Origin of the sequence: Thiosocius teredinicola, from assembly GCF_002009425.1 — a bacterium.
Lineage (GTDB): Bacteria > Pseudomonadota > Gammaproteobacteria > Chromatiales > Chromatiaceae > Thiosocius > Thiosocius teredinicola.
Map to the genome: position 1 here is coordinate 2,733,151 of NZ_CP019936.1, position 23,688 is coordinate 2,756,838.

The window sequence follows — 23,688 nt, forward strand, 5'->3', positions numbered from 1 at the left end:
TCGATTTTTCGTCATTTGGGCCCGATTTGAGGCCGGTGAGGCAGGTCGACGATCTCGCGTCGTTTCAATCCGAGCGGCTGCCCGCGAGCTGACCGGCCGCCGTCACGCCCGGCAACCGGACGGACAGCACCAGCGCGGCCACGACGAAAGCGGCGGACGTCCACAGGCAGCCGACCAGGCCGACCTGCTGGTAGACCCAACCCGACAGCACGGTGCCGGCAAGGCGCCCGCCGGCATTCGCCATGTAGTAGAAACCGACGTTCATCGAGACCTTTTCGGCATCGGAATACGCCAGAATCAGGTAGGAATGCACCGCCGAGTTCAGGGCGAAGATCACGCCGAAGACGATCAGGCCGGCAACCAGCCAGATGCTGGCGGCATCCGAGTCTTGCAGCCCCAAGGCGATGCCCGCGGGCACCACGGCGAGCACGGCCGCCAGCGCCCGGGCCGTGTCGCCGCCGGGACCGCGCCCATGATGCAGCCGCTTGATCAGCATCGGCGCCGCCGCCTGCACAAACCCATAGCCGATCACCCACAGTGCCAGGTAGGCGCCGACCTCGGTGAAAGACCAGCCCAGTACCGAGTACATGAACACCGGCAGACCGACCACGAACCAAACATCGCGCGAGCCGAACAGAAAGAAGCGTGCGGCCGCCAGCCAGTTGATGGCAGGCTCTTTGGAGAACACATGCTTGAACTTCGGCTTGGACGACATCTTGCCGACACCCGACGGCAGCAGGCCGGCCGTCACCACCAGCACAACGGCGAGGATGCCGGCAAGCACGTACAAAGTATCGCGGAAGCCAATCGCATCCAGCAGGCCGGCGCCGATGAAGAACCCGGCACCTTTCAAGGCGTTCTTCGAACCGGTCAGTACAGCCACGTAGCGGAACAGTCGCGATTCACTGCCCTGACCGCTCAACGCCTTGACACTGGCCTTGGCCGACATCTTGTTGAGATCCTTGGCGATGCCGGACAAGGCCTGGGCCAACATCACGTAGACCACCGACAACCATTCGTCGGGCACGGTCAACATCAAAAGCGCGACCACCTGCAAAGCCATGCCGGCATGCATAGTCAGGTTCAGCCCGATACGGGCACCCAACCAGCCGCCGACCAGGTTGGTCACGATCCCGAAGAACTCGTAGAACAGGAACAGCATCGCCACTTCGAACGGCGAATAGCCCAGCTGGTGAAAATACAGCACCACCAGCATCCGGATCGCACCGTCGGTGATGGTGAAGGCCCAATAGCCCCCGGTAACGACGAGATAGTTGCGCAGTGCCGTTTCCATCTTGCTACCGCATCAGGGTCCAGGCGCCGATCGCAATGAAGCCGATGCCGGCGACGATGTTCAGCGTGCGTTCCGATACATACTGAGAGATCAGGCCGCCGCCGAGCACGCCCAATGCCGATGTGGCGATCAATGCCAGCGACGCACCGGCGAACACCAGCCATTTGTTGACTTCTTTATCGGCGGCGAACAGCAGCGTCGCCAATTGGGTCTTGTCGCCCAACTCCGCGAGAAAGACCGTACCGAACACCACGGCCAGCATCTTGAGATCCATTATTCGAACCCTTTCTCGACCATGTCGACGATGTCCATCAAGCGATTGACGTATCCCCATTCATTGTCGTACCAGGCGTAGATCTTGACCTGGGTGTCATTGATCACCATGGTCGACAGCGCGTCCACGATCGACGAACGCGGATCGTTCACATAGTCGACCGAAACCAGCGGGCGTTCCTCGTAACCCAGGATACCGGCCAACTCGGATTGCGCGGCCTCGCGAAAATAGCCGTTCACCTCCTCGGCGCTCACCGCTCGCGAGGCTTCGAAAACGAAGTCGGTCAGCGACGCGTTCAACAGCGGTACGCGCACTGCATGGCCATTCAGGCGACCTTGCAGCTCGGGAAAGATCTTGGTGATCGCCTTGGCCGACCCGGTTGTCGTCGGAATCAACGACTGGCCGCAGGCACGTGCCCGCCGCAGATCTTTGTGCCCCTTATCGACAATCGTCTGGGTGTTGGTAATGTCGTGGATGGTGGTCATCGAACCGTGCCGGATACCGATCCGCTCATGCATCACCTTGACCACCGGGGCGAGACAGTTCGTGGTGCACGATGCCGCCGTCAACAGATGATGCTCTTCGGCATCGTAGCGATCGTGGTTGATGCCGTACACGATATTCAACGCACCTTCGGTCGGTGCCGCGACGATGACTTTCTTCACACCCCGATCGAAGTAAGCCTGCAATGTCGCCGGCTGCTTGTGATGTCGTCCGGTCGCCTCGATGACGATGTCGCAGGCCGACCAATCCACCCCATCGATGCCGGATTCACGCGAATAGCGGATATCGCAATCGCCGATCCGCAGGGTATCGCCTTCACCGTCGCACTCATTCGCCCAGGTGCCATGCACCGAATCGAATTTGAGCAGGTGCGCAGAGCCTGCGGCATCCGTCGCCGTCTCATTGATGCGTGCAACCGAAAGCGCCTTTCTGTCCCACCCCGCGCGCAAAGCCAGTCGCCCCATGCGCCCGAAGCCGTTGATACCGATTACTGCTGTCATAGGTGTTGTCCTTGTTGCGTTGTTCTGGTCGACAAAGGCGAAGCCGCGCGCGTGTTCGAGGGCGTCACGTGGCGCAACTGCCGAGCGTTGCAAAACGATGTTCGATAGCTGCCAGGTCGTCCTCGAACGGCGCCTGTCGCTGATTGCCACGGCGTGCGGAACTGAGTACCTCATCGACCCATGCGGGCAGGTTCGGCGTCAAGCGATAGTGGATCCACAGGCCGTCGCGCCGATCGACCACCAATCCGCACGACCGCAGCTGCGCCAGGTGACGCGACATATGGGGTTGCGTCACCCCAATAACCTCGGTGAGGTCACAGACACAGAGTTCGTCGTAGACCATCAGCAGCATCAGACAACGCAAGCGAGTCTGGTGGGCAAGTGCGGAGAAAAGCTCGGTCGGCGATATATTCACAAAACCGAATATATGGCAGATCGAATGTGTTTGCTAATGACAGTTATGTTGCCGGCACAAGAAACCCCGCCAGTGCGGGGTTTCTTCTAGATGTCATCAGCGAGAAGTCCGTTAGTCGGTTTGCTGACCTCGGTGTATTTTTCCTGGCGCAATCATGATGCCCTCCGTCGATCGCCAATGATCGTTCAGTCCGGAAACACCAATGACTCGAGCAGCCGCACACGTCGTTGCAGGCGCTCCATTTCTTCCATCAAGTCGATCGCCAACGCCGCGCCGGCGGCGTTGACACCCAGGTCGTGCTCCAGCCGCAAGGCACTGCGAGCGCGCACCAAGTCGATCCCCGCGAATCGCCATTCAGGCTCCCGTCGCCCTTGCGGAACGAGCACACCTTCGGCGACGAGAACCAGTATTCTTTCCGCCGCGACACCACAGCATTGCGAGATCTCGGCCAGCGTCAGGCTGTAGTCGACTTCCGGTTGCAGAGTTTGTCCCTTGCCGCTCACGTCAACCTCCCAATTGCGCTCGCGGATCGAACGCCATCTCTTGAGCCATCTTTTCGTACAGGGCTTTCTTGTCGTCGGTATCGGCCGGCGGCACCACCACCTGCAACACGGCGTACTGGTCGCCGGGTGCACCACCGGGCACCGGCAGACCACGGCCTTTCAGGCGCAGCTTCTGCCCGCTGCGCGCACCCGCCGGAACCGACAATCCAACGGTTCCGCCCAGCGTCGGCACATTCACCTTGGCGCCCAGCGCAGCCTCCCACGGCGCGATCGGCACCGTCGTGAAGATATCTTTGCCTTCGACCTGGAACCGCGGGTGCGGCGCAAACTCCACCTCTAGAAACAGGTCACCGGCCGGCCCGCCGTTGAATCCGGGGCCACCCTGACCCGCCAAGCGAATGCGTTTGCCCGCCGTGACACCTTTGGGGATCTTGACCTGCAAGGTGCGCTGCTTGTAGCTCAACCTGCCTTGGGCGTCATACTCGGGTACGCGCAACTGAATTCCACGGACGGCACCGTTATAGGCATCTTCCAACGTGACCTCGATCCGTGAGTGATGATCCTCGCCACGACCGGATGGCCGGCGTGCACGAGAGAAACCGCCCTCGTGGAACTGACCGCCGCGGCCAAACAGGCTTTCGAAGAAATCGGAAAATGCCGCTTGATCGGCTTCGGTGTAGCCGCCACCCGAGAATTCGAAGCCCGCATCCCATCCCGGTGGTGGCTTGAAGTCCTGCCCGGCGCGCCAATCGCTGCCGAGTTGATCGTAGGCCGCTCGCTTTTCGGGGTCTTTGAGCACTTCGTAGGCTTCGCCGAGTTCTTTGAAGCGCTGCTCGGCGTCGGACTCTTTGCTGACATCAGGATGGTATTTGCGCGCCAGTTTGCGGTAGGCCCGCTTGATCTCGTCCTGGGTGGCATCGCGCGCCACCCCCATCACGGCGTAGTAATCTTTGTAATTCATGGATCAATGCCTTAAACATGCACAACATCCGGTCCACGAACCTGTATACGGCACGGCACCGCCGAAGCGGTGCCGGCAGATAGCCCGTCAGTGGCTAACCGAGATCTTGCGTGGTTGTACCTTCTCTTGCTTCGCAATGCGTACCTCGAGTACGCCGTTTGCGCTCTTGGCGTCGATACTCTCCGGATCAGCGGTGTCCGGCAGGCTGAAACGACGGTAGAAGCTTCCGTAGCTGCGCTCAACGCGCTTGTAACCTTCCTTCTCGTCTTTCTTCTCCGTTTCCTTTTCGCCTTTAATCGTCAGAACACCGTTGTCCATGTGGACCTCGATATCTTTCGGGTCGACACCCGGGATATCGGCCACGATCACGAAGGCGTCTTTCTCTTCGCGAATATCGACCGCCGGCACCCAATCGCTGGTTGCGACATTGCTGCTTTCGCCGGTACGGTTGTCAAACGCACGCTCCATCTCACGTCGCATCTGCTCGAGCATGCTCCAGGGTTCGTATCGTGTCAGGGTCATGACAGTCACCTCCTTTAGCTATACGCGCCATCACGGGGCCAAGCGGGAAACTCCGTAACACACTGAGGCTCCCGAAGGCCGACGAAGGCGCTTACCAAGGGCTTGCTGCCCTACCTTTCCTAATGGATAAATGGACCCGACGGACAAGTTTTTCAAGGCCCGGGATTGCCGCAGATCAACGTCGCCGCGGGCCCCAAAGCGGCGTGGTTTTTGGCCGCAAGCCCGCTGGAAACGCCGCTCGTGGGATCGATGCCCGGTGAGCCGGCCAGCGGCTTAGTGATGGTCGGAACAGTTCAACCCAAGCATTTCGCCGCGTCTGTGAGACCTACTTAACGAGGGTGTAGCAAGGTGTGTATTCGCCTTCGAGCTTCATGCGCCGCTGTTCGACGAAACGCTGTAGCAGGCTGTCCATCGCGTCGACGATTTCGCGGTCGCCGTGAATCTCGAACGGCCCGAACTCTTCGACTGCGCGTATCCCACTTTCTTTGACGTTGCCCGCAACAATTCCCGAGAACGCACGCCGCAGGTGCGCGGCCAGGCGGTGCGGTTCTTGTTCACGGCTCAGCGAGAGCGCCGCCATGGTTTCATGGGTCGGCTGAAACGGATGCTGGAACTCTTCCTCGATGAACAACTGCCAGTTGAAATAGAAGGCGTCGCGGCCATCGATGCGAAACTGTTTGACGGCGTTCATCCCGTTCTTCATCGCCTGTGCGACTGCCACCGGATCATCGACGACGATCTCGTAGTGGCGTTGGGCCGCCTCGCCGAGCGTCGCCCCGATAAAACTGTCGACCGCAGCAAAGTAGTCCGCACTCTCGGCCGGACCGGTCAGCACCAACGGCACCGGATGCCCGTCGTTCTGCGGATGCATCAGGATACCGAGCAGGTACAGCAGTTCTTCCGTGGTACCGACGCCGCCGGGGAAGATAATGATGCCGTGCCCTAATCGTACAAATGCCTCCAGGCGCTTTTCGATATCCGGCAGGATCACCAACTCGTTGACGATCGGGTTCGGCGGTTCGGAAGCAATGATGCCGGGTTCGGTCACGCCGAGGTATCGCCCGCCGCCGATGCGCTGTTTGGCATGGCCGATCGTCGCCCCCTTCATCGGACCCTTCATCGCACCCGGTCCGCAGCCGGTGCAGACATCCATGCCACGCAGTCCGATCTGATAGCCGACTTCCTTGGTGTACTCATACTCGATGCGCCCGATCGAGTGGCCGCCCCAACAGACGACGACGTTCGGATCGATACCAGGCTGCAACAGCCGCGCGTTGCGCAAGATATGGAAGACGGCAGACGTAATGTGATCGCTGCGCGTCAGGTCGATCGACGGATCGCCTTGGATCTCGTTGTGCGTATAGATGATGTCGCGCAGCACAGCGAACAGGTGCTCGCGGATGCCCTGGATCATCTTGCCGTCGACGAAAGCCGCGGCCGGCGCATTCTCAAGGCGCAGCTTGATGCCCTGGTTGCGCTGCATCAGGTTGATGCCGAAATCGCGATAGGTATCGAAGATGGCGCGCGCGTCGTCCGTCTGACTGCCGCTGTTCAACACCGCCAGCGCGCAACTGCGGAACAGGCGATAGAGCCCCGCCGCGCTGGAATCGAGCAACGTCTGAACCTCACGTTGCGACAATACCTCGAGGCTTCCTTCCGGACTGACCGAGGCGCTTAACTTCTTCAATATCGTTTCCTTTACATCTACGCTACAGTTAGAAATACGTATCCGCATGCGAACGGCTCAAGGGATTCTGCCACGAAACACGTAGCCTCGCTTCCAGGCGACAGCGGCAAGTCGGCATCTTTCGACGATGCCAATTGAGGAACCCAACTGCGTACCGGCCGAAAACACCAAGTGTTAGACGAAACAGGAACAGTGTCTACATTTAGAATACGCGGAGTTGGGTCAAGTGGTTGTGCAGCGCAGTCTGGAACATTGCTAACTTAAGGGGCAGGTGTGGGATACATTCGTTGGTTGCTCGACGAGTTTCGAGACACCGAACCGGGCGATGAGAACGACGTTCGAGCCGCCGCAATCCATGAATTCGGCGTACGCGCCCGCTGGACCCCCCTGGCCTATCCGATCGTAGCCGCCTTCTATGTCGTGCCGAGTTGGGAAACGGTTTCGGCACACCCGATTCTGTGGGGCTCTTACCTGCTGCTTATCATCAGCGCGATCCTCAGGGCGATCTCCGGTCACCATTTGGCGAAAGATCCCGATCCGGTTCACAGCCCCTGGTTCGGGCGCCAGGTGATGCACACCTTGATCAATGCTGGCCTCTGGGGTGCGCTGTTCGCCCCGCTGACCTTCCTGCGCAATTACGACTACATCACGATTCTGGCACTCCTGGGCACTGTGGGTATCACCGGTGCGGCGATGGGGACGGTTGCTATATCGGTCCGCCTGTGGACCAGTTTCATGGTCGTACTCTGGACGCCGATTCTGATCGCAACTGCCTTCGGCGTGTTTGCCGACGCACCTGGCGCCTGGCCGTTGTTGCTGTCTGCAGTTGCCTTCATCGCCTTCGCCGGCAGTATCGGCAAGAAGCTGTCGCAACGTTATCTCGCAGGACTGCACACCCAGCAGTCGCTCGTAACCCGCACACGGCAATTGGCCGACACCCTGCACCTGCTCGAAGAGAAAGAAGAAGAAGTGCGCGCCCACCGCGACAATCTGCAAGACAAGGTCGATGAACAGACCGCCAGCCTGGTCAAGGCAACCCGTTTGGCCGAGTCGGCGAACCAGGCCAAGAGCGAATTTCTGGCCAATATGTCACACGAACTGCGCACGCCGCTGCATGCGATCATCAGCTTCGCCGACCTCGGCACCAAGCGTGCCTTAACGTCGCCGGCCGAAAAACTGCACAGCTATTTTGAGAAGATTGCCACGTCGAGCAACACCTTGCTGGCACTGGTCAACGATTTGCTCGACCTGGCGAAACTCGAAGCCGGCCGGGTCGAAATCCATCGGCAGCCGGTCAAGATGGGCCTGCTCATCACCCAGGTGCTTGCCGAGTTCGAAGCCATGATCGCGCAACGCAGGCTCTCCTTCGATGTGCACGAACGGGCCAATAACGATTGTATCGACGGCGACTCGGAAAGGATCAAGCAGGTCGTGCGCAACCTGGTCAGCAACGCGGTCAAGTTCACGCCGGATGGCGGTCACGTCGAGATCGCCATCACATCAGCCGGCAATGACGTCGTGACGAGTGTGCTGGATAACGGAGTCGGTGTCCCCGACGAAGAGAAAGAGGCGATTTTCGACAAGTTCATCCAGTCGAAGAAAACCAAGACCGGCGCCGGGGGTACCGGCCTGGGCCTGGCCATCAGCCGCGATATCGTGGCCCTGCATCAGGGACGGATCTGGGTGGAAGACGGCGACAACGGCGGTGCCAAGTTCTGTGTATCCATTCCCGCTTCGCAGCGCAGCGAACAGGCCGTCGCCTGATCGGCATCTCATTGGATGCATACCAGGCGCCCGGCACATGCGAAAGCCGCGGCATAACCGCGGCTTACAGCCCGCCTCTCAATAGGCCAGTGCATCCTCTTCGTAGTGCAGTCCCTTGTCGGCTGCCTGGCTGCGGATGGCATCGTAGAGTTTGCGATCGAGCGACGCGCTGGCACCGCCCTTCTCTTCGACCTTTTCCTCGAGATACGCCGAACGTTTGGCCGACAATGCCTCGATCTCTTTCTTCAGCTGCTGTCTGCGTTCCGCCTGTTTTTCGACAACCGCATGGCGCTCGTCCGCCGTCATGGACTGCAAGGGTGCCGGCAAGGCCTCGACCGGCAGCGCCCCCATATCCACTCGACCCGCCGCGACATCATCCACCAACTCGCTCTCGCCCAGCAGGTTGGCTTCACCGCTCTTGGTCGCGTTGAACGTGGCGCGCCGTGCACGCGAGCTCACCGACGCCGACTCATGCAGCTTGCGCGCAGCATCCTGCTTGGCCTGCCACTTTGCCTTTTCCTCGCGAGACCCGTAGTACATGCGCGTCTCGTCCAGTTCCGATGACAAAGCAGCAAGCCGCTCGTCAAATGGCGTTGCAATCGCCACCGCGTTGCCGGTCGCGTCTACCTGAGCGTACTTGCCTGCACCGGCCTGGGCGATCTGCAACCACGCAATACGGGTATCGGCCTGGCTTCCCGCCTGGATCGTGTTGATGACGATGCCCTTGCCTTTGGCCTGTGCCAAGGTCTGCGGATATTTCACATCGTCCTGGTAATCCATGTGCGGCGGCGCATCGCCGACCAGAAACACAACCTTATAGGCATTCTGATCGGTGCTCCACGAGATGCCGTTGACTGCATCGTACAGCGCCTGGTTGACGCTTTCCGGACCATCGCCGCCACCGGCCGCAGCGAAATCCATCAAGGTCGCGTACAGGCTGTCCAGATCGGTCGACAGGTCGTGCACCTGGGTAACGTAGGTGTCGCCGCGGTCACGGTAAGCCACCAGGCCGATACGGATCTCCGGCGCGGGTTCAGCCTGCGACATCGTCGTCGCGATCGACCAGATCTTTTCTTTGGCCGCCTCGATCAGCCCACCCATGCTGCCGGTGGTATCGAGCGCAAAAACAACGTCGATCTTCGGTCGTTGCGCCATCGGTGTCTGCTGACCGACAAGCTCGACAATCGGGGAAGTGTTTCCATGGTTATTGACGACACCGTTCGTATCGCGCGGATAGGTCGCCACGACGGCCGCGGTAACCCCGAACAAAGCAATAGCTATCGCAAAAGTCTTCATGATTTTCTCCTTGCAATCAGCGGCCGCCGGAAAGCTTGGCAACGGCGGCTTCAGCGGCGCGATGCGCCTGTTGGAATCTGTCTGTGGTGGTGTTCTGCAGTCCGGCATCGCTCGTGCGCCGCCCGAACCGTTTAGGTATCAGGACAAACAACGCCTGTACCAGGAAGAAACACCAGAAGGTCGCGAATGCACTGCCGGTCTCGAGCCATGCCCAGATGGCGGCCATCAAGCCGAAACCAACCAGGCCCAGGTCGGCTAGCGACGGTATGGCGGACGAATGGAAGTACAACGAGCGCACCAGCCAGATCATCAGCAGATGCCCGGCCAGGAACAGCGGTATGCCGCCTGCGGCCATCCAGATCAAGACCGTTCCGATCGACCAACTGACGAATGTGGTAACCCGCCCGACCCGCTCACGGCTGCGCGACAGCAGGTAGACGCTGTATGCCAGGCTCAACCCACTGATGACGAGCTTGAGCACGAAGCCTGCCGAGTAGACGGCGCCCAGCGATCCCGCTACGACGGCGCCGACCAGCGCTGCCCCAAACGCCACGCCGACCCCTTCGAGAAACGTTGGTTTTTTCATTGCGGCGCCCTCTTCTGACGTTCGCGCAACAGCTCGAGCTCGACGTCTTCATCGGTGACGATGAACTGCGCAGCGGTCGCGCTATCCGCGTTGAACTCCGCCACCTCGTCGTGCGCTTCGTGCTCAGCAAACAAGGCGGCTTTCTGCTGCATGCTTTCGAGACGTGACGCGTTCTCGCTGATGCGCGCCGTCAGCACCTGCGACCTGCTGCGCAGCTCGTCCCGCTTGCCCAACACAAACTTCAACAGCCGCTTGGACTCGAGCTTGCGCTTCAGCAGCCCCCTCACCAGGCTCTCGTTGCCCGAGACAAAGCACAGGTCGAGCTGTTCGTCGATGTCCGCCAAACGCTGCTGTGCTTCGGTCTCGCGCGTCGAAAGCTGTTTGATCTCTAGATCCAATCGCTGCGCCTGCTGCCGGTCAGCATCGAGCGCCTCGGCCATCTCGCGTACGGACTGCTTGAGCAAAACCTCCGGTTCTTCGATTCGGTCCAAAACCGCGTTGACGTCGGCCCTGAACAATCGGGAAACACGTGTAATCAATGCCATGTCGGTCTCCTTGGTCCATGTGTCACTGGGTACGCTGCCAGTCTAGAAACAGCCACGCACCGACCGTAGGCCCGGTTTGGTAAAAGGCGTCCGGCAGGGTTTACAAAGCGTTTACAATGCACCGGCGCCCCCACCGGTAGGCTTAGCGGGTAACATCTATACAGATCACGACTGCGGAAACGCCATCGCGGCAGAACGAACAGGCCAATGACGACGAAACGACGGATATTGATTGTCGAAGACGAAGGCGCCATACGTACGGGCCTGATCGATGTCTTCGTGTTTCACGGCTTCGAGGTGGATAGCGCCGAAGAGGGGCCCGAAGGACTACGCAAGGCGCTGACCGGCCGATTCGACTTGATCCTGCTGGATGTGATGTTGCCGGGCATGAACGGTTTCGATATCTGCAACCGTATCCGCGAGCAGGACAAAGAACAGCCGATCATCATGCTGACGGCGAAGACCAGCGACGAAGACATCATCCAGGGCCTGTCGCTGGGTGCAGACGACTATGTCGCCAAGCCGTTCTCGGTCGCGCAGTTGGTGCTGCGCGTACAGGCGGTGCTGCGTCGCGCCGGGGGCAGTGCCAACGATGATCACCAGATCCAGTTGGGCGACGAGCTGGCGATCGATATCCGCAATCTGAGTGCGACCGGCAACAAAGGCGATTGCAGCTTCACGCGGCGCGAGATGGAGATCCTGCAGTACCTGCACAGCAATCACGAACGCCCCGTCTCGCGCGAAGAATTGCTGAACAAGGTGTGGGGATACGCCAAGAATGCCGAGCTGGAAACGCGCACAGTCGACATTCATATCGCGAAGCTGAGACGCAAGATCGAACCGGAACCGCGAGACCCGCGCTATCTGATCACTGTCCGCGGTGCGGGATACCGTCTGTTGAGCAGCTAACCCCATGCGCAGCAAACTCAACGGCCTCACCACGCGCCAGTTGCGCGGCTGGCTGCTGGCGTTTTTCATCGCCCTCGCGGCACCGACCGGGGTGCTGATCTACCAATCGTTCAGCCAGCTGAAATGGGAAGCCTTCCATCAACATCGCTTGATGGCCGAAGAATTGGCCGACCGAATCCGCAACAGGATATCGCTGGCGGTTGCGCAGGAGGAAGCACGCGGGTTTGCCGACTACAGTTTTCTGGTCGTCGCCGGCGATCCCGCGGCCAACTATGTCGAACGCTCGCCGCTGTCGGCATTTCCCGTCAGCAATACCCTTCCCGGAGTCATCGGCTACTTCCAGGTCGATTCGCAAGGTGTGCTGAGCACACCCTTGCTGCCACAGTCCGGCACCGATGCCGCAACGTTCGGCATCGGCAGTCGTGAACTACAGCAACGCCAGGCGTTGGCCGGCAGTATCCGTCAGATTCTAAGCAGCAACCGGCTCGTTCGCAGCCCGGCGGCTGCAGACGATGCCGCAGGGGCCATTGCTGCGCTCGAAGACTTACCGGCAGAGTCAGTCGCACCCACTCGGCAAGCAGCGCCGCTCGACAACGCGATCAGCTCGTTCGCCAAACGCGAGGCCGAGATACCTGCACAGGCCGGCTTCGACCGCCTGAACAAGGCAGCGCCGGCGAGCAAGATCGTCAAGAAGCAAAAGAGCGCTACCACGCTGGGCAAGGTCGATGATCTGAGGCTGGAAAAGCGCTACGCGCAGGAGGCCGAGGAACAGAAGGCGGTCGAGGAAGACGCCGACCGGCGACGTAAGGACGATGCAGCCCGCGCGGCCCGGCGCGAACTCAGTTCGATCGCCGAGATCCGCCAGGCCGAACCGATGCCACAGATGGCGGCCGACGAGATAGCGCCGCCGACCACCGGGATTCGCGTACGAACCTTTGAAAGCGAGATCGATCCGCTGGAGTTCAGTCGGCTCGAAAGCGGACACTTTGTGTTGTTTCGCAAAGTCTGGCGCGATGAACAACGCTATATCCAAGGCGTTTTGATCGACCAGCAACCATTCCTGCGCGGCATGATCGAAAGCGTTTTCAACGAAACCGCGCTGGCCCAGGTCAGCGACCTGATCATCGCCTTTCAAGGCGAGGTCGTAGCCGACTTCGGCGCACAACCGACACCGGCTGCCATGCGAAGCGACGAGCTGCGCGGCGCCTTGCTGCTACAGACGCAACTGAACGCACCGATGGGCGACCTGCATCTTATCTTCAGTCTCAACCGGCTGCCCGCGGGAGCCGAGGCGCCACTGATCACCTGGGTCGCCGTGATCCTGACGCTGGTATTGATCGGCGGGTTCGTTTTCATGTACCGGCTGGGGGTCGGCCAGATTCGCCTCGCCCGCCAGCAACAGGATTTCGTCTCGGCGGTCAGCCACGAGTTGAAAACGCCGCTGACCTCCATTCGAATGTATGGCGAGATGCTGCGCGAAGGCTGGGCCAGCGAAGAGAAGAAGCGCGAGTACTACGACTATATCCACAACGAAAGCGAGCGCCTGTCGCGACTCATCAACAATGTTCTGCAACTGGCGCGCATGACCCGCAATGATCTCCAGATCCAATCCTCTCCGGTCTCCGTCGCCGAACTCATCGACATGCTGCGTTCCAAAGTCGCGTCGCAGGTCGAACAGGCGGGCTATACGCTCACTGTAGATTGCCCCGAAGACGTCGCATCGCGAGCGATCGATATCGACAAGGACTATTTCACTCAGATCGTGATCAACCTGGTCGACAACGCCGTCAAGTTCTCAGCCAAGTCTGAAAAACGCGCCATCGATATCGGTTGCCGCCGCCTGCAGGATGGAGCGATAGGTTTCACCATCAGAGACTATGGCCCGGGTATCGCCAAAGACCAGATGAAAAAGATCTTCCGCCTTTTCTATCGCAGCGAGAACGAACTGACGCGCGAAACCGTGGGAACGGGCATTGGACTGGCGTTGGTCAATCAACTCACTACGGCAATGAACGGCAAGGTCGATGTAGTCAATGTCGACCCGGGCGCCGAGTTTCGCATCACGTTTCCATCGGCAGGCTGAGGCGCTGCAGCAGTGCCCGACCATCCGATACCGGCGTTGACCAGTTCGCGCTATTCGTTCACTCAACGTTTGACGCCGAAGAACCCTACCTGGTAACCGGCATCGCGCAGCATGGTCGTAATCTTGCTGCTCAGGCTCGCCAGAGCCAGCAGGTTGAGCAGCGGGATGAACATCATGATCACGTACAACACCTTGACGAAGATGTTCCAGTCCACGCCCATCAGGGCGCGTACGGTTCCGATCAATGCCAGCACCAAAGACAGCAGTCCCGTCCAGGTGCCGATGTTGCCGAGATAGTTCACGATCACAAAAGACGACAGGTACAGTGCGATCGCAAAAATGATCAAGCGTTGGCCGATGGCCAGGTGACGATAGACGTCGTCCGGCAAGCGGTCGTCATCGATCACGTCGGATTGCGGTGCTTTGTAAGGGTTCTCTTCCATGATGTCTCCGAAATCGCGGTGCCGATGCGGGACTGAATCGATCTGCCTCGCGCTCGGCTGCAACCAGACATCGGCCGACCGGCCCCACCCTTGAGAAACCCCGGCATTCGCCCACGCATCGGCGCCTGAACGATTCGGGTTACCCCGGAACACGGCTGCCATCGTTGCGCCGGCACTCACCACCTGTCATCAAAAAGTGTTAGCTTAGCGCCTTCGTTCAGCGACCACGGAGTGCGGCATGCCCACCTTGTACGATAGCTTCGATTTGAGCGGTATCCACCTGGACAACCGCCTGGTCATGGCACCGTTGACGCGCAACCGTGCAACGCCCGGCAACAAGCCCAATGCGCTGACCGTCGAATACTACCGTCAACGCGCCACGGCCGGCCTGATCATCACCGAGGCGACGCAGATCAGCCCGATGGGCCAAGGCTACATCGACACGCCCGGTATCTATAGCGCCGATCAGATCGAGGCCTGGGGCAGCGTCAGTGACGCCGTTCACGCGGCCGGGGGTAAGCTGTTCATGCAGCTCTGGCACGTGGGTCGCATTTCACACACTTCCCTGCTGCCCGACGGCGCCTCGCCCGTCTCGTCGACCGATCGCAAGCCAAACGCAATGACCTTCGCTGCCGAGGGGTTTGTCGAGGTCTCCGCGCCACGCGCCCTGCGCGACGACGAGATGCCGGGATTGATCGATGACTACCGCAAGGCGGCGCGCAACGCGATCGATGCCGGCTGTGACGGCGTCGAGATACATTCCGCTAACAACTATCTGCTCGAACAGTTCTTGCGCGACAGCGTCAACGATCGATCCGGACCCTACGGCGGCAGCATCGAGAACCGCACGCGACTGGTCGTCGAGATCATGCAGACGGTCTGTCGTGAGGTCGGCGCCAACCGTGTCGGCATTCGTCTGAGTCCGATGACCACGTTCAACGACACACCACGCGATAGCGACCCACAGGCGCTCTATACGTACCTTGTCGAACAGCTCAAACCGCTGGGCATCGCCTATGTTCACGTCGTCGAAGGCGAAACCGGCGGCGCACGCGAACCTGAAGACGCTGCGCGACCCTTCGACTACAACGCCCTCAAGGCCGCTTTCGGCGGCTGCTGGATGGTCAACAACGGGTATTCGAAAGAGATGGCCGGGTCGGCGATTGCCCAGGGTTCTGCCGATTTGATCGCTATCGGTCGACCGTTCATCAGCAACCCGGATCTGGTACGTCGCTTTGAGGAGGGTGCTGAACTGAACCAGCTGCAAGAAGACAAACTGTATGGCGGTGGCGCGGCCGGCTACACGGACTACCCCACCCTGTAGTACTGCTATACGGCTGAGCCATAGCGAGCCACCGGGCCAAGCGGTGAGCGGTTGGTTCGTATTTGCCCGGCGTCAGCTATCGCAGCGGCAGTTGGCGCTGACGAACTGTTTGAATGCAGCCATATCGGATTCATCTTCGAAAGCACGCTTGGGGACCAACAGGGCGATCGAATTATCCACATAAAGGCAAAGCAGGCTTGCGGTCTCGTCGTAATCGAGGACACCTTCCCAAGCGACGCTCTGCGTGCCCATCGCCGACGTAACCGTGACGCCGTCCGAAGTCAAAACAACCTGTTGTTCTATTAGGGTGCATCCGCTGTCGGAAAGCATATTCCGCATCAGGTGTTTTTGTTGTTCGACGCCCCAAAACAGGTAGAGCACGAAGGCGCACAGCCAGGCACCGACGGCCAAGTACAGCGGCAACATGTCAACCGACTCATGGTTCCGCTGGTAAAACTGCACCACGGCAGCGAAACCGAGCCCAATGAGCAGCCACAGCGCTAGATTTGCCAGTGTTGCCTTGAGCGAGGCGTGCTTATCGCGCGACTGCACCCGGTGCGTCGCCGCGTTGATGAACTCAGCAAATTCCGGTCGGTTCAATGCGAACTTCACTTCCATGCGGCACCTCTTGTCGTTATGAGCCACTCCGTCGGCGGCGATCGTTTCTCACTGCAGGGTCGCCTTGAAACGCGCAGTCTCCTGATCGCTCAGCCGACAGAACACCTCGGAGAAACCCAAGCCGTCAATGTCCCTGGAGAAGCAGTTGCCGTCCATCACGTAGGTCAACACCGAACTGTGCGGACTCTGCCGGTCGTGTGCCTGGATGATCACATCGGACTCGCCGGGGCTGACGAATACCAGTTCGTAGTCGGCTTCACGCACCTGCCCTTGATAATAACTGCGCACCTGTGAGCAATCGAACTCTACGACCATGCTTCCGAAAAAGTCGTGCTCGAACATCTTGCGCACCTCCTCGGGCAGCGCCACGGACGCCATGTTCGCCAATGTCTTGGCCTCGTCCGACCGCCAGGCACCCAGCAATGGCGAACAGGACGTGGTCGATGCCGCGACCGCGCCGGAGCAACAAACCATATGGAAAAGGGCCAACGGAAAAACGCAACGCCTGATCAACTGCGAAATGCCTCTAAAGCAACGCCGAAATGGTTGAAGTTGTTGGAGCCCGACAGCGAGCAACCGGGGTTATGCAATGTTTGGGAAACGGGTCTCGCACGCCACGTCCAGGTACCCGAAGACTCCCCTTCCTCTGTCCAGCAGCAGTGAGCGAGCCAACGCACGCATGCTGGTCGCCGGCTCGGTGGGATATCCAGACTCCTGAAACGAGCCTTCAGTCGTTCGCGACCAGAAACTCCAGCCCGACGCCGTCGATACAGGTGCGGATGATACGCGCTTTCAGCGGCTCTGCTTCTTCGGGCAGATCCATCGCCTGAACTTCGATGACAGTACCCAGCGCGGGATACGGGTGCCCCCCGTTTTCAACAAACAGCCCGCAATCGGAGATATCGCGCGTGTTGACCACCATCGAGCCAAACGAGGGGTCGCGTACGGTTACGCGTGCCGACAACGGCAGACGCGGATGCTTTCTCCGCTCTTCCTTACCCATGATTGATTCCCGTCGCTGATCTGCTGCCAACATCTTGCTCTCTCACTTGCTCGCCCCTCATTGAGAACTGAGCCCTTTCGTGGTTGCTTGTTAGCTGTTTTTCGGCGTGACTATAAAAAAGCTTTAGTATTTGGACGAATTCTATTCGCTTAATACGAATTGGCATCCTAAAGGCGCGCTTCGACACGCGGTAGGACGATCAAAACTGCCGTCACCCTTCCCCACAGGGGCCGCCGTCACACAAGAGCCGGGCAATTGCGGCCCTGCCGGAAGGCAGTAGGTAGACCTCCGCAGCGGCGCCTTGCGCTACCTCGCGCTCTGTCTGCAGCGCCGCGTCTTTCGGCATGAAGTACGCCTCGATACCGTATTCCATCCGATGGCTACCGTACACGGAACGGACCCGGCCACGAATGAACAGGCCTTCTGCCGGTTCGGTGCGCTGCAACCCGGTGGGTACGAAGTATGGCCCGTCCTGTTGCAGCGTCACATAGCCGACTTCGCCATATCGAAAGTCATCTTTGACGAGCTTTTCGTCGATCTCCGAGATCGCGTAATCAAGGCGCACATAGTTGCCGCGGAACAGGCTGCGCGGGTCTATCGGCACCGTTTCCAACTTGACTGGCGAACCAAACCATAGCGGCCAGACCGATCCCAGGTACTCGACCGCCAGAACGGCCAACTGAAACAGCAGCGTCAGAACGAGGCCGACCGCCAAAAAGCGTCGCGGTATGGTTGGGGCCGCCAATTGTTGCTCAGCCATGCCCTTTCCCCTGCGTCTTCATGCGTAGATGCCAATAACGCGCCGCGCCGAATAGGATCAAGGCGGCAACGGCAAACAAAGCCGCCCCGCCTAGATAGTCGCCGATTAGATCGAAATAGCGGAACAACGCGGTTAACAGCAGCACGACCACACCGGTATAGAAAAAGTGTGTCATCGACGCATCGATGCCGCGCCGAATCAGCCAGATGCCGCTGATCAGCAGCATCAGATTGGTCGCTATCGCCAGCCCGTCCTGATCCGGCGACCGGCCGGCATACAGCCAGTAAAACACCGCGACGAAAAACAGCGTGTTGGCCAACACCGGCCCGCTGGCGTGCCTGCCGGATGCCCACGCCAACCAGGCCCCAGCAGCCCCGCACACACCGATCACCAAAGGCACCAGGAATGCCGAATCGATGCGCAATGTATCCAATCCATCCCACGCGTCGGCAAAACTCAGCACCAGCAACAGCACCAGAAGCGCGCGCAACAGCCAGAGGTGCAGCGCGAACCCATAGTCACGCAGGGCGTGGCGTGTTCTACGCGTCAGCCACCAGGCGACTCCTGCGAGCAACAGGCCAACTGCGACGTTAAGCGGTACCTGGTCATCGATGAAATGGAAATACTGCGTTCCACTGAAATGCCAGGAGAACAGCATGTTCATCCAGACGATCAGCCCGACCACGGCAAACAGAAACAATAAGACCGATTCCTTTCGGGTCACCAGCAACCAGAGCACCGGCAACGCGAATAGCGGGTAGCTATAAGGCATGAACCCGCTTTCACGCTCAACCACCAGCCAGATCGTGGCCAGCGTCAGGCACAGCAACGCGAGCAGGCGACTTTGGGTGAAGAACACCAACGGCAGCACGCCCAAGGCCCAAAAATAGATACCGTCGGGAAAGTGCTCGCCCAGATGATAGATCTGCGCGATCAGCATGATCGATGCGCCGTAGCAGATACCGCCGAAGAACAACCACAAGGTGCCCGCGCGGTAGCGCTCGTTCAGCATATAGCGGATGCCGATGATGTTGACGACCAGCGTCAAGCCGACCAGTCCCAGCATGCGCACCATTCGAGGAATATCGTCCCAGTTGTGCGACACGATCAGGATCAGGGCCAGGCCGAAAAAGGCCGTGGCAAGCGAGGTCAGTACGTAGTAACCGAACGATGTGCCATGTGCATCGTCCAGCGACAGGCCGTAGCGCGCCAGGATCGCCTGGCCCTGCGATCGCTCGATCAAGCCATCGTCGACCCAGCGACTGACTTCGCGTGCGGTATCGTTTTTAAAAAGTCGGAACAGTCTCATGGAGTCGACGAATATAGAAAGACTTTCAGTTTAGCTGCACGTATCGCAGCCAGCGATTTTCGGGCTACTCGAAAGGCTCAAGAGAAAAGACATCATGTAACTCCAGCAAGCCCATAGTATGGAACCGTTCATCTCCGTATGGCGGCGTGTCGAACTCAATATATGCCAACGCGACGCCCAAACCAGTAACCTCGATGCCGCGTACGGTACCTCTGCCGAACGCCTTGTGATAGATATATCTGCCTACCTTGACCAACCCAACGCCGGGAAAGTGATACTCCTCGACTAGAGAGCCTTGGCGCATATTAACAAGTTGCGCAATCTGCTCACTATGCACCAACCAGAAACTGCCGTACTTGGTCCAAAGCCTGGGTAGGTTCTCCTCCAGCCACGATTGCGACTCGTAGTCCCCACTCCCCCAATGGTCGTCGGCGTCATCACTGCTTGCTGCGTCCGGCAACTGTTCGTAGATATCTCCGCCGTCCGTCACGTGCGCGTAAGCATCGACCGCCACGTAGAGAAACTCTTCGAACTCCGCCGAGGGTCCATGCTCGGTCATCTCAACCTCGACATCGGCCAGCGAATCAGGGGCCTGGAGTGCCCGGTAATAGACCGCTTTGCCGCAAGACACCAGCCAGCAGCGAAAGTAGAGAAACACATCGTCTGACCCGTAGCCTGCATTGAGCAGAGTGCAGGCAGCCCACAACGGGCCCGAGTAGGCTGATGCGAGCAAACGGTCCACATGTTGACGAAACTCTACGATCTCGCGCGGGTTCTGAGCCTGTAGCAGCTCGGCAAGGCAATCGATCTGATAGTGCCCCGCCTCCATGCAGGCCAGGCTCTGATCGATCAGTTTCCAAAACGCTTCTTCGGTCATATCACCGTCCACTGGAATTGCGCAGACAGCACGATCATCGGCGGTCTTCTCTGCTCACGTCCGCGCTGCGAAGTTATGAACGAACCACTTGGTAGACGGCTCGATGAACTTGCGTCGCAGCGTTCGATTCGGGGCATCACGGATAAACCGCGGTCCGTTATGCGTGGTGCGAAAACAGAATCTGCGCGGCAGATCGGTATACAAGGACCGTGGCGGCAGCCGATGACCGATGCCCTTGAGCTCAGCCCCCGTTTCATGCGTATGGTAAAACACCGTTTCGATACCGAGTTCTTCGAACAGAAACCACAAGGTTGCCGTCAGCATCGTTTCCGGCCACTTCTTCGCCTGCGGTTTGAGCACCGAGTTGTAGTAGGTTCCCCAATCGCCGGACCAATAGCGGCTCGGTTGCGCATAGTAACGCGCATCGCGAATCCAGTCCGACTGGATCTCCTCGATCAACGCTTCGCTGGTATCGAAATCGATGTCAATCCGCGACCAGGCGAGCGTCAACTCGCCATCGCCCGCGATCGGATGCCCCGACCAGGCGACCACGTCAGGCCAGTCCGGCACCGATTTGCTCAACGCGCGCTTATGCGATTGCGGCAGGTTGAGCTGCAGCACCAGGTTCCAACCGAGGCGCGTAACCTGGCTCCAACGGCGACTCGGTTTCTCTCGCAGATCGGGCCATGTACCCAAGGTCAGGCGATAGCCCTGGCGCTCCGCCGGCCAGCCGAGGATCAGATCATCGACCTCAATCCAGTTGCGCCCGACACTCGCCAATATCCGCTTGACGCATGGCTTGTCGAGCAAAGGGGCCCATTGGCTCTGCTTCAGCTCGGCGACAGAACACCTGCCCTGCAGCAATCTCCGCTCGAGCAGCAGCAACGCGTAGCGATCGGCAAAGTCGTAGAAAACGGTGCGCCCTTTCGGCAACACCGAGCGAATAAATTGCAATGATTCTTTTTGCATGTTGAGTTTTCTCGTCTGAAACCAGAAAACGCGATCACGACATCGGCCGGCTCGGCCTTGCGACCAGCTTCAGAAAGCCACGTGTGATCGGTCGACAGTGCCTAGAGGCAGATCGACAGCGAAGGTTTGCTGAAAAAATTCAGCGAGAGCTCAAAAAGCTAGGCGAAGGGGTGCGACTGATCGCGTATTGCGACGTCGAGATGGGGTTCCCTATTATTGATCATTGCTTGCCTTCCTGACAGATAGTTTCATGCTGCAAATGCCCGCGAATCCCAGATGACGGAAGCTGCGGTGAATGCACGTTGGAAATTCTAGCGTGTTTGCGGCGATTTGTTCACAGATTTTTAACGCATGCTATCGCAAACGCAGTTTCGTCAGCAGGTATCGACCGCCGCCAACACCGCCAGTTCATTTCGCACCGGGTTCAGGCATGCGACGCCCAAGGAATACACCGCATCTTCAGCCCAACCGCCTGACGGCCGGAACAGACACCAACTGGCTTCCACTGCACACTGCGCCACGCGTTCAACGGGAGCGCTATCGGAAAGACCGAGCAAGCCGGCCAGCGTCCGCCAGGCCATGAGCCGCCCGATAGCCCCGTATGAGCAATCACCGTTGGCGCCGCCGTATGCAGCGGCCGAGAACAACACACTGAATACGTCAGCTGCAGATTGCGATTCGCGCACCTGCAGGGCTCCCGTAGACACCAAGCACGCCAGACCCACGCTTCTCAACACCTGCGGTAATGAAGGCAAGCTTGCATCCGGCAGTTTGAAGGTTCGTGCCTCGATCCGGCCCACATAGTCCGTCACCCAGTTGCGTACCGCTGTACACATCAGCCGCTGCCGATCCGCGCCGGTCGTATCGATGCAGGCCGTGTGTTCAACCGAATCATCGGTCAGCGTAGCTGCATGATAGTAGGTCGAGTTGTACGGCAACGGGGTCATCATCGAGTACAGATCGTAGGTGGGCAACATCAGCTGCGATTCGATCGCGAGCAGCTCGCGGGGAAGTGCCGACAATGCATGGTCGACGATCGCATCGAGCGACTTCCATGCGTCGATGATCGCAATCGAGCCGGCATCGGCCTTGTTCCACACCACAGCCTCGTGCAACAGATGAAGCCGGGTTTCAGGCGTCTGTGTCTCGGCCGCGATTCTGCAAATCGCCTCTGTCGATTGCGCAGACACCAACAACGACAGCACTTCTGCCATCGGCAATTCTTCGGCCACGCCTTGTGCGTGGGCCCTGTCGACGACGGCTAGCGCGGCCAACGCAGGCTCAACACCGGCTTGCAGCGCGAGCATTTCTATCGCGCGTCGTACCAGCAACGGCGGTGCCCATGCTTCATCCTCATCGACGCACAGCGCCAAGGTGCGGTCGACCAAGTCGCGCACAACATCCATATCGCCGGCAAGGATCAGTGCGTGCAGCAAGTCCAGGTGCTGCTGCACACCCTCGACCGACAGCAAGGTTGCGACAAAGTTTTCTCGGTTAACGATCGGCATCACGCCTGAAGCACCACGCATTGCGTCCGGCAGCTTCCGACTGCCCCGATCCGACAGGGCATGGTCGCCGGCATCGTCATCGATAGCCGCTGAGCTTGCAGACCTCCCGACCGCCCTGCTCTGCCCTGACACCGTTGATCTGATCACTCGCCCTCAACCGATCAACGATCTGCGTGTAAGTCACCTGCGGTACGGATGCGGCAAACTTGATCACCACCGAGCCGTCACGATGAACGTTGTAAGAGGCTGCGTCATCCACGTCGTACTCGAAAAGCACGCCGGCAACGACCGCATCCGCGCGATTCTGCGTTTCCATCTGCTCGCGCGTGAGACTCTCTTGGCCCGCGCAGCCCGCAAGCAAAAAAACAACCGCTAGTACACATGCCTTTCTGAAATTCATAACTCAAATATCCTCATGCTATGAGTGTGCTCCATGCGTTCAATTCTGTAGTGGACGGGGATTTACGATTGCTGGATGCAGCGATATCCATTGTGCAAAATGCCGTTCGAGCCAAGCGGCAAAACGTGCCGACACGAACAACCGACCCCACCGGTTTACGCGGCAGATATCCTGACCGTCATAGGCACTCAAATTGATACTGCCGCTGTCTCCTTGCAGCCCGGTAATGTCGGGCAAAGCGATCTCCCAAAGCTCTCCCATTGCATCCGCCATGCCTGGCGAATGTTCGCCGGACAGAACGTAGTCTTCCGGCCCACCGTCGTGTGGATACACCTCGGGTTCCAAGGCTGCCCTATCCCAATGCTCCCAGGCAAATTGCACGATGTGCTTCTTGATCACCGGTCGCCACTCGAACCCCGTGAACCCCTGTGGCTCGAGTGCTTGCCGAAAGGCATCCGTAACCACGATATCGGAGACTGACGGAAAGGTGATCGGCGGCACGTAGGGGCCTGTGCGTTCGAGGCAGAGTAAACCGTTTGACCTTGGGCTGTTCGCTGTCATGCCGTGGATCAGGATCTTGCCGAAATCGCCCCAGGGAGGCGGGTTGCGGGTCAATACGAAGACATCGGACATA

At 59.3% G+C, this 23,688-nt stretch carries 26 protein-coding genes; 4 read left to right on the forward strand and 22 right to left on the reverse strand.

Annotated elements, in window-relative coordinates; all coding sequences use genetic code 11:
• Positions 1-64: 64 nt before the first annotated feature.
• The 8 genes from arsJ to ppnN all read right to left on the reverse strand — a co-directional run bounded on the left by arsJ (position 65) and on the right by ppnN (position 6,660).
• Positions 65-1,294, reverse strand: a complete 1,230-nt coding sequence (arsJ, locus tag B1781_RS13030) for an organoarsenical effux MFS transporter ArsJ (RefSeq protein ID WP_078120074.1) — start codon at positions 1,292-1,294, stop codon at positions 65-67.
• A gap of 4 nt (positions 1,295-1,298) precedes the next feature.
• Positions 1,299-1,568: a TMEM165/GDT1 family protein gene (locus B1781_RS13035; RefSeq protein ID WP_078120075.1), complete on the reverse strand. Its 270-nt coding sequence runs from the start codon at positions 1,566-1,568 to the stop codon at positions 1,299-1,301.
• Positions 1,568-2,572 carry an ArsJ-associated glyceraldehyde-3-phosphate dehydrogenase gene (locus tag B1781_RS13040; RefSeq protein ID WP_078120076.1) on the reverse strand — a complete coding sequence of 335 codons (1,005 nt, stop codon included), beginning with the start codon at positions 2,570-2,572 and terminating at the stop codon, positions 1,568-1,570. Before B1781_RS13040 ends, B1781_RS13035 begins: the two co-directional genes overlap by 1 nt.
• A gap of 64 nt (positions 2,573-2,636) precedes the next feature.
• Positions 2,637-2,924 (reverse strand): metalloregulator ArsR/SmtB family transcription factor, encoded by a 288-nt coding sequence (locus tag B1781_RS13045; RefSeq protein ID WP_408646243.1) that lies wholly within the window; start codon positions 2,922-2,924, stop codon positions 2,637-2,639.
• A gap of 248 nt (positions 2,925-3,172) precedes the next feature.
• Positions 3,173-3,490: a chaperone modulator CbpM gene (locus B1781_RS13050; RefSeq protein WP_125932073.1), complete on the reverse strand. Its 318-nt coding sequence runs from the start codon at positions 3,488-3,490 to the stop codon at positions 3,173-3,175.
• A gap of 1 nt (position 3,491) precedes the next feature.
• A complete protein-coding gene (locus B1781_RS13055) occupies positions 3,492-4,451 on the reverse strand; it encodes a DnaJ C-terminal domain-containing protein (protein ID WP_078120077.1) in 960 nt (319 codons plus the stop codon).
• Between the two features lie 87 nt (positions 4,452-4,538).
• Positions 4,539-4,973, reverse strand: a complete 435-nt coding sequence (locus B1781_RS13060) for an Hsp20/alpha crystallin family protein (RefSeq protein ID WP_078120078.1) — start codon at positions 4,971-4,973, stop codon at positions 4,539-4,541.
• Between the two features lie 325 nt (positions 4,974-5,298).
• Positions 5,299-6,660, reverse strand: a complete 1,362-nt coding sequence (ppnN, locus tag B1781_RS13065) for a nucleotide 5'-monophosphate nucleosidase PpnN (RefSeq protein WP_125932074.1) — start codon at positions 6,658-6,660, stop codon at positions 5,299-5,301.
• A gap of 273 nt (positions 6,661-6,933) precedes the next feature.
• Between ppnN and B1781_RS13070 the strand changes: the two genes are divergently transcribed.
• Positions 6,934-8,424: a sensor histidine kinase gene (locus tag B1781_RS13070; protein ID WP_078120080.1), complete on the forward strand. Its 1,491-nt coding sequence runs from the start codon at positions 6,934-6,936 to the stop codon at positions 8,422-8,424.
• A gap of 78 nt (positions 8,425-8,502) precedes the next feature.
• On the opposite strand, the gene B1781_RS13075 is transcribed toward B1781_RS13070, so the two are convergent.
• Genes B1781_RS13075 through B1781_RS13085 form a run of 3 tightly spaced genes read right to left on the reverse strand, consistent with a single transcriptional unit; the run spans position 8,503 to position 10,851 of the window.
• On the reverse strand, positions 8,503-9,720 hold the full coding sequence (locus B1781_RS13075) for a vWA domain-containing protein (RefSeq protein WP_078120081.1): 1,218 nt from the start codon (positions 9,718-9,720) through the stop codon (positions 8,503-8,505).
• A gap of 16 nt (positions 9,721-9,736) precedes the next feature.
• Positions 9,737-10,306, reverse strand: a complete 570-nt coding sequence (locus B1781_RS13080) for a hypothetical protein (RefSeq protein WP_078120082.1) — start codon at positions 10,304-10,306, stop codon at positions 9,737-9,739.
• The gene (locus B1781_RS13085) at positions 10,303-10,851 is read right to left on the reverse strand and encodes a PspA/IM30 family protein (protein ID WP_078120083.1); all 549 of its coding nucleotides are present in this window, start codon (positions 10,849-10,851) and stop codon (positions 10,303-10,305) included. The genes B1781_RS13080 and B1781_RS13085 overlap by 4 nt, the downstream gene beginning before the upstream one ends.
• A gap of 207 nt (positions 10,852-11,058) precedes the next feature.
• Here B1781_RS13085 and B1781_RS13090 point away from each other — a divergent pair, with 207 nt between their 5' ends.
• Together B1781_RS13090 and B1781_RS13095 are read left to right on the forward strand one after the other, a co-directional pair.
• On the forward strand, positions 11,059-11,760 hold the full coding sequence (locus tag B1781_RS13090; protein WP_078120084.1) for a response regulator transcription factor: 702 nt from the start codon (positions 11,059-11,061) through the stop codon (positions 11,758-11,760).
• Between the two features lie 4 nt (positions 11,761-11,764).
• Complete coding sequence (locus B1781_RS13095) at positions 11,765-13,843, forward strand: sensor histidine kinase (RefSeq protein ID WP_078120085.1); 2,079 nt, start codon at positions 11,765-11,767, stop codon at positions 13,841-13,843.
• 62 nt (positions 13,844-13,905) lie between these two features.
• On the opposite strand, the gene B1781_RS13100 is transcribed toward B1781_RS13095, so the two are convergent.
• The gene (locus B1781_RS13100; protein WP_125932075.1) at positions 13,906-14,286 is read right to left on the reverse strand and encodes a hypothetical protein; all 381 of its coding nucleotides are present in this window, start codon (positions 14,284-14,286) and stop codon (positions 13,906-13,908) included.
• 238 nt (positions 14,287-14,524) lie between these two features.
• On the opposite strand from B1781_RS13100, the gene B1781_RS13105 reads away from it, so the two are divergent.
• A complete protein-coding gene (locus tag B1781_RS13105; protein ID WP_078120087.1) occupies positions 14,525-15,610 on the forward strand; it encodes an alkene reductase in 1,086 nt (361 codons plus the stop codon).
• A 72-nt stretch (positions 15,611-15,682) separates the two neighbouring features.
• Here the strand turns inward: B1781_RS13105 and B1781_RS13110 are convergent, their stop codons facing one another.
• The 10 genes from B1781_RS13110 to B1781_RS13155 all read right to left on the reverse strand — a co-directional run bounded on the left by B1781_RS13110 (position 15,683) and on the right by B1781_RS13155 (position 23,687).
• Positions 15,683-16,228, reverse strand: a complete 546-nt coding sequence (locus tag B1781_RS13110; protein ID WP_078120088.1) for a YcxB family protein — start codon at positions 16,226-16,228, stop codon at positions 15,683-15,685.
• A 48-nt stretch (positions 16,229-16,276) separates the two neighbouring features.
• Positions 16,277-16,717, reverse strand: coding sequence for a hypothetical protein (locus B1781_RS13115; protein WP_164513387.1), 441 nt, complete (start codon positions 16,715-16,717; stop codon positions 16,277-16,279).
• Between the two features lie 238 nt (positions 16,718-16,955).
• The gene (locus B1781_RS13120; protein WP_164513388.1) at positions 16,956-17,231 is read right to left on the reverse strand and encodes a PilZ domain-containing protein; all 276 of its coding nucleotides are present in this window, start codon (positions 17,229-17,231) and stop codon (positions 16,956-16,958) included.
• A gap of 211 nt (positions 17,232-17,442) precedes the next feature.
• A complete protein-coding gene (locus B1781_RS13125) occupies positions 17,443-17,991 on the reverse strand; it encodes a GDYXXLXY domain-containing protein (RefSeq protein WP_078120091.1) in 549 nt (182 codons plus the stop codon).
• Positions 17,984-19,300: a DUF2157 domain-containing protein gene (locus B1781_RS13130; protein ID WP_078120092.1), complete on the reverse strand. Its 1,317-nt coding sequence runs from the start codon at positions 19,298-19,300 to the stop codon at positions 17,984-17,986. The genes B1781_RS13125 and B1781_RS13130 overlap by 8 nt, the downstream gene beginning before the upstream one ends.
• 64 nt (positions 19,301-19,364) lie before the next feature.
• Positions 19,365-20,177 (reverse strand): DUF4240 domain-containing protein, encoded by an 813-nt coding sequence (locus tag B1781_RS13135; RefSeq protein ID WP_078120093.1) that lies wholly within the window; start codon positions 20,175-20,177, stop codon positions 19,365-19,367.
• A 54-nt stretch (positions 20,178-20,231) separates the two neighbouring features.
• Positions 20,232-21,146, reverse strand: a complete 915-nt coding sequence (locus B1781_RS13140; RefSeq protein ID WP_078120094.1) for a hypothetical protein — start codon at positions 21,144-21,146, stop codon at positions 20,232-20,234.
• Positions 21,147-21,520: 374 nt separating this feature from the next.
• The gene (locus B1781_RS13145; RefSeq protein WP_334223988.1) at positions 21,521-22,654 is read right to left on the reverse strand and encodes a DUF6183 family protein; all 1,134 of its coding nucleotides are present in this window, start codon (positions 22,652-22,654) and stop codon (positions 21,521-21,523) included.
• Positions 22,655-22,730: 76 nt separating this feature from the next.
• Positions 22,731-22,970, reverse strand: coding sequence for a hypothetical protein (locus B1781_RS13150; RefSeq protein WP_125932077.1), 240 nt, complete (start codon positions 22,968-22,970; stop codon positions 22,731-22,733).
• A 123-nt stretch (positions 22,971-23,093) separates the two neighbouring features.
• A complete protein-coding gene (locus B1781_RS13155; protein ID WP_078120097.1) occupies positions 23,094-23,687 on the reverse strand; it encodes a hypothetical protein in 594 nt (197 codons plus the stop codon).
• Position 23,688: the final 1 nt, after the last annotated feature.